The organism is Cetobacterium sp. ZOR0034 (assembly GCF_000799075.1).
In the GTDB taxonomy this organism is placed as follows: Bacteria; Fusobacteriota; Fusobacteriia; order Fusobacteriales; family Fusobacteriaceae; genus Cetobacterium_A.
In genome coordinates, this window is sequence record NZ_JTLI01000014.1 from 67,167 (window position 1) to 80,489 (window position 13,323).

Genomic DNA, 13,323 nt, shown 5'->3' on the forward strand with positions numbered 1-13,323 from the left:
GACTTAATATGGAAAATAAAATTTATGATGTTGTTATTATTGGAGCTGGACCCGCAGGTTTAACATCTGCACTTTATGCAGGAAGATCAAACTTGTCAGTATTAGTTATTGAAAAACCAACTGTTGGAAGCTTACTTATGGCCCACAAGATTGAAAACTATCCTGGAATTCAAGGATCACCTACTGGTAAAGATATCTATAATTTAATGAAAGAACAAACTTTAAAATTTAATGTAGAATTTGTAGATGCTACATTTTTAGGTTTTGATCTACTTGGTGAAAATAAAATAGTTAAAACTGATAAAGATAACTTTGCAGCTAAAACTGTTATTATTGCAAGTGGTTGGGCAAAAAATGGTGCTAAAAAATTACCTGGTGAAGAACAGTATTTAGGTAAAGGAGTTTCTTACTGTGCTACTTGTGATGGTGCTTTCACTAGAAATATGAGCGTTTCACTTTTCGGAAAGGGTAAAGAAATCGCTGAAGAAGCATTATTTTTAACAAAATACTCTAAAGAAATCCATATGTTTTTAACTGAAGCTTCGGATGAATCAGAGGATAAATCACTTATGGAAACTTTAAAAGCCAATGAAAAAATTAAAATGTACTATTCATCTAAACTTTTAGAAATAAAAGGTGAAGAATTTGTAGAAGAGGTAATAGCTGAGGTAGCTGGAGAAAAAATAAACTGTAAAACTCAATTTGCTTTTCTATATCTAGGAACTAAATCATTGAAAGAGCTATATGGAGAAGTGGCATCTTTAGACGAAAATGGATATCTTATAACAGATGAAGCTATGCATACTTCTATTGAGGGTATATTTGCTGCTGGAGATGTCAGATCAAAAATGATTAGACAAGTGACTACAGCAACTTCTGATGGAACAATAGCGGCACTTGAAGCTATAAAATTTGTACTTAAAAAACAAAATTTAAGAGCTCAATATAGTTAAAAACTTATAATTTTATAAAAAAAGAAGTCAGAGCCTCAAAACTCTGACTTCTTTATATTTATAATCTGAATAACATATCCTCATAAGTTGGAACTGGCCAAACTTTCTTTTCAACTTGATGCTCTAATAAATCAACAATATCTCTTAAACAACTTAAAAGAGGAATAATCTCTTTATTTAAATATTCTACTTTTTCATATAATCCATCAATTTCATTAGCTACAACTAATTGTGATTCTAATTGTGCTAAATAATCTTTTAAACGATTTTTACCAGCTAATAATTTAACTAAGTGAGCTTTATCAGCAGATAAATATTCATCATTTCCTAAAACTTCTCTCAATGAAAGAATACTGTTTGATATTTTTGCAGCATACTCCATAAGTGCTGGATATATTTCATTTCTTGCGATTCTAACCATTGAGCTTCCTTCAATATTTACTTGCTTTATATAACGCTCACAGTAAACTGAATATCTCGCCTCTAATTCTTCCGGAGATAAAACTTTGGCATTTTTAAACAGTTCGATTATATTCTCTTGTTTATAAACTTTTAATCCTTCTAAAGTATTTCTTAAGTTTTTTAAACCTCTTTTTTCAGCTTCAACTTTCCAACTGTCATCATAACCATTTCCATTAAAAACGATTCTTTTATGTTTTTCATATCTATCTTTAATTAATTCAATTATATTTTTCTTTAAATCCTTTGGATCTTTAGATTCTAATAAATCCGCATATTCCTTTATGATTGTACCAATTATTGTATTTATAATAAATGTCGGTGTTGATGCTGAAGCACTTGATCCTGGCATTCTGAATTCAAATTTATTTCCTGTGAATGCAAATGGAGATGTTCTATTTCTATCAGAAATATCTTTTGGTATTTTTGTAAAGTTTTTAACACCAAATTCCATGCTTTCTTTTACATCGTTTGTTGGAACAATCTCTCCAATATTTTTTAAAATTTCTTCTAATTCATCACCAATGAAAACAGAAATTATTGCTGGTGGAGCCTCATGCCCCCCTAATCTATGATCATTTCCTGGTGTTGCACAAGACGCTCTTAATACATCAGCATATCTATCAATTCCTTCTAATACTGCTGTTAAAAATACTAAGAACTGAAGATTATTTTTTGATAAAGAAGATGGATCCAATAGATTTTCTCCTAAATTTGTTGCTAATGACCAGTTACAATGTTTTCCTGATCCATTCACACCTTTAAATGGCTTCTCGTGTAATAAGGCACTTAAATTGTGTCTGTCTGCAACTTTTTTAATTATATCCATTGTTAATTGGTTTTGATCCACTGCCACATTTGCTGTCGCAAACATAAGTGCTATCTCAAACTGGTTTGGAGCTACTTCATTATGCTTTGTTTTAGCCATAATTCCTATTTTCCATAACTCTGCGTCTATTTCATTCATTACTTTTTCAACTTTCTCTTTAATACTTCCATAGTAGTGATCATTTAATTCTTGACCTTTTGGAGGCAATGAACCAAATATTGTTCTACCAGAAAGCATTAAATCTTGACGCTTCTCCCAGAAACTCTTCTCTATTAAAAAATACTCTTGCTCTAGACCTAAAGTATTTGTAATTGAAGTTACATTTGATTTAGGATCTAAAATTCTTTTTAATCTTAATGTTTGCTCTGATATAAAATCAATTGATCTTAATAAAGGAACTTTTTTATCTAATGCCATTTGATTGTATCCTATAAAGGCTGTTGGAATATATAACGACTTAGACAATCCTTCTCCTCTTAAAAACATTGGTGATTTACAATCCCACGCTGTATATCCTCTAGCTTCAAAAGTTGATCTTACTCCTCCATTTGGGAATGATGATGTGTCAGCTTCTCCTTTTATAAGCTCTTTTCCTGAAAACTGTGAAACACAACTTCCATCTGAAGACATTGAAATAAATGAATCATGCTTTTCTGCTGTTAGTTCTGTCAAAGGTTGGAACCAGTGTGTAAAATGTGTTGCTCCATTTTCAGTAGCCCAATTTTTAACTGCATTAGCTATAGAGTCCGCAAGTTCGATAGATAACTCTTTTTCTCCGTTTTGAACCTTTTTAAACTCTTTAAAATACGATTCTGGTATTCTGCTTTTTAATTTATCCTCTGTAAAGCAAAATTGTCCAAAAATTTCTAGCATGTTGTTCATAAATCCTCCTCTTTTTCGTTCTACATTGTCGAACGTTGTTCTTTAATAAAAATTTGTTATATTCACAATATACTATTTTTATATTTTTGTCAACCAAAAAATAAAAAAGAGGAGTTAATACTCCTCTCTTGCTCCTAATTCGAACGATATTTTTTTACTCATAGCTACCATCTTCGGTGCCAGATGCGGAAGAATATGCATCATTTTCTCCCTTGTAGCCATTATCGATGCAGTTCCTACAAATTCATTATTAACCTTAAAAATTGGAACTGAAATACAATATATTCCCAATTCTACTTCTGATCTCTCTAGAGAATAACCATCTTTTCTAATCTTGTAAATCTCTTCGATTAAAGTTTCTCTATCTATTATTGTACTATTAGTATATTTATATAATAAATCTTTATTAAATATAACATCTATATTTACATCCTTAGAGTAAGCTAATGCTAACTTTCCAGAAGCTGATGCATTCAAAGGAATCTTAGTTACTGATGTACTTATTGTATAATACATTGAATCAGACTGAACTCTATCAATTAACTTTAAATGCTCTCTTTTAAAAATAAACAGATTTACTGTTACAGAAAACTCCTCTGATATGTTAACTAAATATTTATGTCCCACATTCTTTATCAAAACATCTTCATTTACAATAAAACTTTTCTCTATAAAAGCTGGTCCTAGTGAATAGTTACTATTTTTTTCACTCTGCTCTAAATATGAATTTTTTAAAAGTGTTGAAACAATTCCATGAACAGTACTTTTACTTAATCCAACCTTCTCACTAATCTCTTTTAGTGATAGTTCATGAACTTCCTCATTAAAGCAATTCATTATATCTATTGCTCTTTGGATAGATTGTATAGTTTTTCCTTCCATAAAATCCCCTTTTATTTTAGTCTGAAGTATCCTTCCTCTGTCTTCTCTACTTTACCTTCTTTTAATAGTCTTCCCATTGCTCTTTTAAACGCTTTTTTACTTATTCCAAAATATTCTTTTATAGCTTCTGGAGAACTGTCATCATTAAATCTAAAGTGAGTTTTTAATATTTTCATTTTACTTACTATTACTTCAGCATCTTTATCCATTTGAACAAAAGCTAACTCTCTCATTGCTAAATCTAACTTTCCATCTTCTCTAACTCTAATTACTCTTGCTTGAATCTCTTCTCCAACATTAAATTTTCTGAAACATTCACTATTAGGTATAAGTCCAAAGTATCTATTATCTACTGCAACAAATATTCCAATTTCTGGATTGATTCTATAAACAGTACCTTCTACAAAATCATTTTTCTTGTAATCTTTATTTGGCATTAGGAAGCTGTATATTTTCATAGTTGCAGATAATCTTCCTTTACTGTCTTCATATATACCAACTAAAACTTCATCACCTGGTTTTACGTCTCCATCCATTTGTGCGTAAGGTAATAATAACTCTTTCTTTAGTCCCCAATCTAAGAATGCTCCTAGTTTTTCGTTCATATCTGTTACATATAATTTCCCTACTGTTCCAACTGTTAAAGCTGTCTTTCTAAATGTCGCTGTCAATCTATCTTCTGAATCTCTATAGATCATAACATCTATCTCATCACCTATATCTAACACTTTTCCTTCTAATTCATTGTTTGGTAGAAGAATGTTATCTTTTGCATCCCCTGTTCCTGCATCTAAATGTGCACCTTTACTACTGAAGTTGTTAATCTTCATCGTTTGTCTTTTTCCTACTTTTATCATTTCGCCTCTCTCCTTACTATTTTACTCCAAATAGTTTCTAAATAAATTAAATTTTTCATCCAATTTATGGGGATAATTTTTATAGTAATATTGTAATAATGTTACTACTGGTTTATAATCCTCATAATTTTTTAATATTCTTAAATACTCTTCCTCTATGCTCAATAAAGAGTAATAATCACTTTTTTCAAAACTGATAAATAACTTATTAATTATCTCCGTAACTTGATTCAAAGGAACGTCAATTCCTTTTCCTATTATTAAAGCTTCAATATAATATTTTTTCGCTTCATTTTTTTTATTCAAGATATCTGCAATCTTACCTAAATTATATAAAAGTATAAATTTCTTTCTGTTTTCATTTTCCAATTTACGTTCATGAATCCTTTTTAATCTCAAATAAATAACTTTCAACTCATCATTTTTTAAACTTTTTATCAAAATTTCACTTAATTTATATAAAATCTCTAATTTAAATTCTAAATCTAAAGCTTGTTTAAAAACTTCATTATATATTTTTATAGATTTCTCTAACGAATCTAGTGTGGAAATCTCTATTAAAATTTTTAAATAATTATTTTTTGTGTCACTATTTTTTAAATTTTTTAAAATTCCTTTTATTATATCTTCTAACTCTATCGAATCAATAGTTCCCATTCTATATTTCGAATACAAATAAAGATAATATATCTCATTTATTTTTTTTAATTTTTTTATGTCCTCTTCATATTTTTCAAAAAGTAATATTATTATCTCATACTTTTTATATTTTTCACACAAATTTAAAAAAATTATAAATTCTTGTTCATATTTTTTTATTTCAGATACTCGTTGAAATAATTTTCCATACATTTTTCTTGCTTCATCTTGAAGATCTAATCTTAAATAGAATCTACTTAAATCGAGAATCATTTTTATTTGATCAGCGATATTTAATTTTAAGATTGCTTCCTCTATCAACCATTTATTTTCTATAATCCCCGTTTTTAAAATTCCATCTAAATATCTCTTAGCTTTAACTTCAGAACTCTCAATAAATTCCTCATAAGTTAATTCTAATTTTTCTCCTTTTTTCTCTAAAATTTCATTCAAATTTTTGTAGAAAATAAAACTCATTCTTTTACTTAAAACTTTTTTACCACTTTCAACCATTCCTAAATAAGTTTTAGAAACTATATTTTTTGTTAATTCCTCTTGTTTTATTTTATAATGTTTTCTATACTTTAATATCTTTTCCCCTGGCGATAAAAACATAGATATCTCCCCCTAAAAATAAAAAAAGCTGTTTATTATAGAGTATCAAATTTTCCATATTTTTACAATAAAAAATACCCTAGATTGATATACTCAATCTAAGGTATTTAAATTTATTTTTCTTCTAAAACCTTATTTTCATTTTTTATATAGACTCTTTCATAATCTTTTAAAGAATCTAAAGCAATTTTTGACATAGGAACTATCGCTATTATATTAAATACTGTCATTAACGCAACTCCTAAATCTCCTAATTCCCACACAAATAAATACTGCGCCATCCCTCCAACAAACATCATTACAAGTGCAAATATTTTATAAGCATCCTGTGCTTTCATATTATCACCAAATAAAAAAGCCACATTAGACCTTGCATAAAATAATATTCCTAAAAAAGTACTAAAACTAAATAAAAACAATATTAAAGCAACTAAAGGTGTCCCTATACTTCCAATATGATAGTCCATACAACTTTGTAATAGATCCATTCCCATCTTTCCATCTCTTACAGCTGCTGGAGCTAAAAGCATCGTAAAAGCTGTACAACTACATATAACTAAAGTATCTATAAAAACTCCTAAAGCTTGTATTAATCCTTGTTGTGCTGGATGTTCAACGTCTGCAGCTGCGGCTGCACATGGTGCTGATCCACTTCCTGCTTCATTGGAAAATAAACCCCTCTTAACTCCCTGCATTAATACCGCTCCAAATCCTCCCGCTGCTATTTGTCTTCCACCAAAAGCTTCCTCAAATATTTCTAAAAACATTCCTGGAACTGAACCAATATTTTTTATCAAAATAAATAGTGTCAATGTAAAATATAAAATTGCCATAATGGGAACTAATTTATTTAAAACTTCTGCTATTTTATCTTTTCGTCCTTTTCCAAATAAAACTATTGTTCCTAAAACTGTCATTCCGATAGAAGTGTATAGAGGTGACAATCCAAATGCATTACTAAAAGATTCCGATACTGAATTCGATACTATCTGAGTTATTCCTACCCAAGTTATCAATCCTGATATTGCGAATAAAATTCCACACAGTTTAAAATTTGAAGTTCTTTTATAGTATTTTTTCTTATTTTTATCTATAACATCTGACTCTAAAATAATATTAGTTTCAAACGGATCACTATTTTTGGCCTCTACCACTACCTCCATTCTATTCATAAAGTATGCTGGACCACCTCTCCATCCACCATACAAAGGATCTTTCTCTTTATATATCTGTGCGAGAGTACTTTCTATAAAAGCAGTATTAGAAACTATTATAGCTGCTACCCACATCCAAAATATTGCTCCTGGACCACCGAAAGATACAGCCGCTACAACACCAGCCAAATTACCCATTCCAACCCTTGAAGCTGTTGCTATAAAAAGTGCTTGTAACCCCGAAATTGCTTCTTTATCATCTTTAGCTTTACTTTTTAATACTATTCTAATCATTTCTGGAAATAATCTAAATGATAACATTTTAGTTTTTATACAATAATATATTCCTGTAGGAATCAACATTAAAACTAATAAACTTAATCCTATATTCGTTTCTCCAACATTAAAAAGAATAATATCTCCCCATAAAAAACCATTAAGAGCACTCACTGCCGTTTTCAATGGTGATAATAACATGTCTATAAACCCCATATGTACCTCCTATTTTTTAATTTTAGTAGAAAGTTTTATGTAGGTATTTATATTAAAATATCCTAAAGTTGCCCTTAGGATATTTTAATTGCTGTTATCTATTTGTGAGAAAATCTTCCTGTAAAGAATCTTAAACAAGCTGGCTCATATTCCCACTTCAGTCCTTTTATTTCCTCTTTATTTTTATAAAGAGAAATTATTGCGTCTGCTACATAATCTAAATGTGCGTATGTATAAACCCTTCTAGGTATTGTTAATCTAACTGTTTCTAACTTTGGATAGTGATTTTTTCCTGTCTTTATGTCTCTTCCTGCTGAAACTACACCTCTTTCCATTGTTCTAACTCCTGAGCTTTCATATATAGCTGCAGCTAGTGATTGAGCTGGTAAATCATCCTGAGTTAAATGAGGTAAAAAAGCCCTTGCGTCTAAGAATATTGCATGACCACCGTATGGTTTTACCATTGGTACTCCTGCTGCATCCAATCTCTCTCCTAAATATCTAATTTGGTTTACTCTATGACTTATATATTCATAGTTAACAGCTTCCCTAAGTCCAATTGCCATTGCCTCCATATCTCTTCCTGCTAAACCACCATAGCTAGGCATCCCTTCAAATTGAACTACTGTAGCTGTTGCTTGTAGATATAAATCATAGTCATTCATACATAAAAATCCACCAATATTAGTTAAACAATCTTTTTTTCCACTCATCGTACATCCATCACCATAAGAAAACATCTCTTTCACAATATCTTTTATCGCTACATCTGCATATCCTTCTTCTCTTGATTTTATAAAATATGCATTCTCTATACAACGAGTTGCATCATACATTATTTTTATTCCATAACTATGGGCTAATTCAGAAACTGCTTTTATATTTGCCATTGAAACTGGCTGTCCTCCTGCTAGATTTACTGTTACAGCTAAACAAATGTATGGTATTTTTTCAGCTCCAACTTCATCTATTAAAGCCTGCAATTTCTTTAAGTCTACATTTCCTTTAAATGGTAAATCAATCTGTGAATCATGTGCTTCATCTATAATAATATCTCTAAATGTTGCTCCATTTCTTTCTTGATGAAATCTTGTTGTCGTAAAATACATGTTTCCTGGTACATAGTCTCCTGGTTTTATAGTTAATGTTGATAATATATTCTCGGCTCCTCTTCCTTGATGAGTTGGAACTACATATTTAAATCCAAAAAGTTCCTGAACTGTTTTTTCTAAATGATAAAAATTTTTACTTCCTGCATAGGCTTCATCACCTAACATCAAGCCAGCCCACTGAGCATCACTCATAGCATTAGTTCCAGAGTCAGTAAGTAAGTCTATATAACATTCATCTGATTTTAATAAAAAAGTATTGTATCCAGCTCTTTCAATAGCCTCTTTTCTTTCTTCTTTAGTCATAATAGCCATATTTTCAACCATTTTTATTTTATATGGTTCTGGTGCAAATCCTTTTGACATAATAATTCCTCCTCATTTATTTTTTCTTGTTGATATCATATATACTTCATTTTCTTTTTTATGTCAATAATTCTCATTTTAGAACATATATAGTAGTTAAAAATATATTTTTCATTATAACTCCAAAAAAAAATCTTTGATTATATTTAAAATAAACCTTTTTATGGTTTTTTTGTGTAAAAGTAGTATTTCTTTCTCTTTCTAATTTCACATAAAAATAATTCTTCTTATTTATAATGATTTAATTTTTAAAAATAAAAAAAATTTATTTTTATTTTTTATATAAATTTTAGTGAAAAAATAAATTAATTTCATTTTTTTATTTTTTATTTTTTTCAAACCTTTTAAGGGTTTATTTTTTGCAAAATTTGATTTTTGTATAATCTTTATGGTAAACTCCTACTATATTTAATATCTAGGAGGAAGCATGGTAAGAATTTTATTTTATATTTTCATTATAAGCTGTGGTTTTTTATTGAGTAAATACCAATTAATACCTTTAAAATTAAAGATGAAAACTGCTATTTTACAATCATTTTCTCTTTTCTTTTTATTAGGAGTTATGGGGTATAAAATTGGTAGTGATAACAAAATTATAAAAGAATTTCCAAATCTTGGATTACAAGCTATTGTTATTGCATTTTTCTCTATTTTAGGAAGTATTTTTATTACTAAATTTTTCTTCAGAAAAAGAGGTGACAAATAGATGCTAGGAATTTGTTTATCAATTATTTTTGGAGTTATTATAGGATTATTTTTTCAAACTCCATTTTTATCTAATTCATCAGATACTTTTATCGATTTAGGTCTCTGCTTACTTTTATTTTTTGTTGGAATCGATATTGGAAATAATTCTTCTGTATTTTCTAATTTAAAAAAATATGGTAAAAAAATATGGCTTCTTCCTATCTCCACAATTTTAGGTTCTCTTTTAGGTGGAGTTATTGGTTCTTTATTTCTTCCCATCTCTATTGGAGAAAGCCTTGCTGTTTCTTCTGGTCTTGGTTGGTACTCTCTATCGGCCATTGAATTAACTAAAATAAGTCCTGAACTTGGAAGTGTTGCCTTTTTAAGTAATGTTTTTAGAGAAGTTCTTGCAATTTTAACAATTCCTCTTATTGCTAAATTCATTGGAAGTTTTGAATCTATATCTACAGCTGGTGCTACAGCTATGGATACTCTTCTTCCTGTTATAAATAAAAGTAATAGTTCTGATATATCTGTTATCGCATTTTTTTCAGGCGTTGTTCTGACTACATCAGTACCTCTACTAGTTCCATTAATTGTAAATATATTTAAATTATAAAAGGACATGAATTTCATGTCCTTTTAAAATAATATCAAATCATAAATATCTTGTATTCTGTATGGACTTGGTAGCTTCATTTTCAAATTCTCCCATACTCTTGTAAAAGTCTGTTGATCCATATCTTTTAATTGATTGTATGCTTGTGATTTATATAAAATATCATCACCACATTTTTTTATTGCATTCAAAATCTCTGTCTTTATCTTCTTAAAATTACTATCTGTCATTGGAACTAAACTATAATAATCTGCAAGCAACTCTCTTTCAACACAGTATTCCAATGTTAAAATCTTTCTAATTATAGTTCCTAAATATCCAATCGACAGATTTTTACTAAACATCCCAATACGTTCTCCCTCAACTTCAATGAAAGGTAAGAAAATATCTTGATAATGATAATCTTGAACTGACTTAGTAAAAAATAAAAAATTAGAAAAAATAGTTTTCTTCCTCACTTCTTTTCTCAAAAAATATTTATCAACTTGATAAACTGCTCCTATATGAGGAAAAAGTGAAACTGTCAAATCCTCAGAATGACAAAAATTAACAATATTTTCTTCATAAACTTTATTTGTTTTTATTCTTCTTATAAAATAATCAGCCTGATAAAGTTCCTCTGTTAAATTATCAACTTTAAACAAGGCATTAAACACTTTATTATTATCAAGCAATCTATTTTTTGTATCTACAGATACTTTTCCCAATAGATTTTCAAACTTAGTACTTTTTACAAAACTTTTTACAAAGCTTTCATCAATTTGAGGTGTTACTTCTATATTCCCTGTCAATAATAAAGTATTGTTATCTTTTATCACTTTACCTTTTTTTAGTTCTTTCAAAAAGAATGATAAATATTCATTCTTAAACTCTAAAAAATATTGCCTCTCTATATCATCTAAATTTAATTTATCTAGTATTTTATCATAATTAAAGAAATCCAAAAGATTTATTATTCCATCTCTATTGATTCCTACAGCATTCCAAGTACAAGTATACGGAATAAATCCTCTCTCCTTATCTACCATGATACTTACAAATTGAGCTATCCCTCCACCCAGAGAGTGACCAGTAATAGATATTTTCTCTTTAGGAATTTTAAACTCGTCATAAAGTTTATTAAAAACTTCTAGCCCATCATAAAATTGCTTCGGTTTTACACCCAAACCTATTTTCAAATCGTTTTCTATAAAATCTTTGTATGCATCCTCCAAAGGATATTTCTCACTTCCTCTATAAGAGATAACATATCTATCATATTTTGTATTTTTAAAAACTACACTATAAAAACCTGTTGAATTTTTATCCAGATCTGAAGCTCTTTTACTTTCTACATAGAATATCTCCCAATTTGGAAGAATCTCTTTAAAAAAATCATAAAACAAATATCTTGTTTTTGAATTTGAAAAATAGAAACCATCGCTATCTAATTTTAATGAATCGTTCTCTCTGTAAATTTGATTTAAATTTTTTTTATAATCCTCTTGTGAAAAATTACAATAAGAGAGTACACTAAGCAATAGATAATCTTTCGCTCTTTGCATTATACCACTCCCAAACAATCTAAATTTTTAATAATGATAGGAATAGATAAGTTACTCCCATTCCTAGTACTGCCCCTATAAGGGTTTCCAATACAGTATGTATCTTTCCTTCAACTCTTGACTGTAGTACTAAAATTAAAAGAAAAAGCGAAAGATAAAAAATTCTAACATCATCTGTTAAAAAGAATATTCCTACAAAGAGTGCACCACCTAAAGCACTATGACCACTAGGTATTCCTCCTCTTAAAGGAGTTCCTTTTTTAAAAAAACTTTTTATTGTAATTACCAATATAACTAAAAAAATCAATATAAAAACAATTACATTAGCATATGATTCTTTTAGTAAATCGAAAAAATTTGCAAACTCTCCCGCTATTCTTTTATGAAATACTAAATATCCAACTATTAAAGCATTTGTTGCTGCTATAAAAACAGCACCCGCTCCAACATCTTTTGCTCTCTTGGCCAAAAGATTATAGTCTGGACAAACTAAATCTACAAAACTTTCAATCGCTGTATTTAATAATTCTGCCGCTAAAACTAGGGACATACTAATTGATAACACAATTAACTCCATTCTACTAACACCTAAAAATATTGAAATCATCAAAACTAATATTGTACAAAAAGCATGAAACTTCATATTTCTCTCTGTTCTAATTGTCTCTATTATCCCTTCAATTGCAACATTAAAACTTTGTGTTACATCCTGTTTAGTCCCTTTTTTCATAAGCATCCTCCCGTCTAATCTCTAGTATGACCAAATTTCCCTAAAATTTCTTCCTCTCTAGCCCTCATCTCTTTCTTATCTTCTTCCTCTATATGGTCGTATCCTAAAAGGTGAAGCATTCCATGAGTTAAAACATAGAAGAACTCTCTTCTAAATGAGTGATTATACTCATTACATTGTTCCTCTACTCTTTCTAAAGATATTATAATATCTCCTAATGTATCATATGGCCCTATCATGTAATCCTCTGTTTCATGGTAAGCAAATGAGATAACATCCGTGGGTCTATCCTTATCTCTAAAATCTCTATTTATTCTTTGAATATCTTCATTTCCGACTAAGGCTACTGATAAATATACTGGTTTTTCTGATTCAAATTCATCATTTAAAACTTCACAGATATATTGTTGTACTTCATCTTCTTTTATATATTCATTGTATCCCTCTATTTCTAGAGAAAAATCTAAAACTACTTCCATCTCTAACTCCTTTTAATCTCTCTTATT

At 29.0% G+C, this 13,323-nt stretch carries 12 protein-coding genes; 3 read left to right on the plus strand and 9 right to left on the minus strand.

Translation table 11 applies throughout. From position 1 onward, the window contains the following. The first annotated feature begins 8 nt into the window (after positions 1 to 8). The gene (locus L992_RS04275) at positions 9 to 953 is read left to right on the plus strand and encodes an NAD(P)/FAD-dependent oxidoreductase (RefSeq protein WP_047381536.1); all 945 of its coding nucleotides are present in this window, start codon (positions 9 to 11) and stop codon (positions 951 to 953) included. Positions 954 to 1,011: 58 nt separating this feature from the next. Here L992_RS04275 and L992_RS04280 read toward each other — a convergent pair whose 3' ends face one another. The 6 genes from L992_RS04280 to L992_RS04305 all read right to left on the minus strand — a co-directional run bounded on the left by L992_RS04280 (position 1,012) and on the right by L992_RS04305 (position 9,237). Further along, complete coding sequence (locus tag L992_RS04280) at positions 1,012 to 3,123, minus strand: glutamine synthetase III (protein WP_047381538.1); 2,112 nt, start codon at positions 3,121 to 3,123, stop codon at positions 1,012 to 1,014. A 114-nt stretch (positions 3,124 to 3,237) separates the two neighbouring features. Continuing rightward, positions 3,238 to 4,005, minus strand: a complete 768-nt coding sequence (locus L992_RS04285; RefSeq protein ID WP_047381540.1) for an IclR family transcriptional regulator — start codon at positions 4,003 to 4,005, stop codon at positions 3,238 to 3,240. Between the two features lie 11 nt (positions 4,006 to 4,016). Further along, positions 4,017 to 4,862, minus strand: a complete 846-nt coding sequence (locus L992_RS04290; protein ID WP_047381542.1) for a S1 RNA-binding domain-containing protein — start codon at positions 4,860 to 4,862, stop codon at positions 4,017 to 4,019. Between the two features lie 21 nt (positions 4,863 to 4,883). Then, on the minus strand, positions 4,884 to 6,116 hold the full coding sequence (locus tag L992_RS04295; protein ID WP_047381545.1) for a hypothetical protein: 1,233 nt from the start codon (positions 6,114 to 6,116) through the stop codon (positions 4,884 to 4,886). 113 nt (positions 6,117 to 6,229) lie between these two features. Further along, complete coding sequence (locus tag L992_RS04300; RefSeq protein WP_047381548.1) at positions 6,230 to 7,762, minus strand: sodium:alanine symporter family protein; 1,533 nt, start codon at positions 7,760 to 7,762, stop codon at positions 6,230 to 6,232. Positions 7,763 to 7,860: 98 nt separating this feature from the next. Further along, positions 7,861 to 9,237: a tyrosine phenol-lyase gene (locus L992_RS04305; protein WP_047394607.1), complete on the minus strand. Its 1,377-nt coding sequence runs from the start codon at positions 9,235 to 9,237 to the stop codon at positions 7,861 to 7,863. Between the two features lie 427 nt (positions 9,238 to 9,664). Between L992_RS04305 and L992_RS04310 the strand changes: the two genes are divergently transcribed. Together L992_RS04310 and L992_RS13305 are read left to right on the plus strand one after the other, a co-directional pair. Next, complete coding sequence (locus L992_RS04310; protein WP_047381551.1) at positions 9,665 to 9,943, plus strand: LysO family transporter; 279 nt, start codon at positions 9,665 to 9,667, stop codon at positions 9,941 to 9,943. Beyond that, positions 9,944 to 10,543 carry a lysine exporter LysO family protein gene (locus L992_RS13305; protein ID WP_081982698.1) on the plus strand — a complete coding sequence of 200 codons (600 nt, stop codon included), beginning with the start codon at positions 9,944 to 9,946 and terminating at the stop codon, positions 10,541 to 10,543. It abuts the gene before it with no gap. Positions 10,544 to 10,566: 23 nt separating this feature from the next. Here L992_RS13305 and L992_RS04320 read toward each other — a convergent pair whose 3' ends face one another. From L992_RS04320 to ybeY, 3 genes are read right to left on the minus strand one after another with little or no spacing between them, the layout of a single operon-like run. After that, entirely contained in the window at positions 10,567 to 12,087 is a 1,521-nt protein-coding gene (locus L992_RS04320; protein ID WP_047394610.1) for a hypothetical protein, read from the minus strand. Positions 12,088 to 12,106: 19 nt separating this feature from the next. Next, positions 12,107 to 12,817 (minus strand): diacylglycerol kinase, encoded by a 711-nt coding sequence (locus L992_RS04325; RefSeq protein ID WP_047381558.1) that lies wholly within the window; start codon positions 12,815 to 12,817, stop codon positions 12,107 to 12,109. A gap of 14 nt (positions 12,818 to 12,831) precedes the next feature. After that, on the minus strand, positions 12,832 to 13,296 hold the full coding sequence (gene ybeY, locus L992_RS04330) for an rRNA maturation RNase YbeY (RefSeq protein WP_047381559.1): 465 nt from the start codon (positions 13,294 to 13,296) through the stop codon (positions 12,832 to 12,834). Positions 13,297 to 13,323 lie beyond the last annotated feature (27 nt).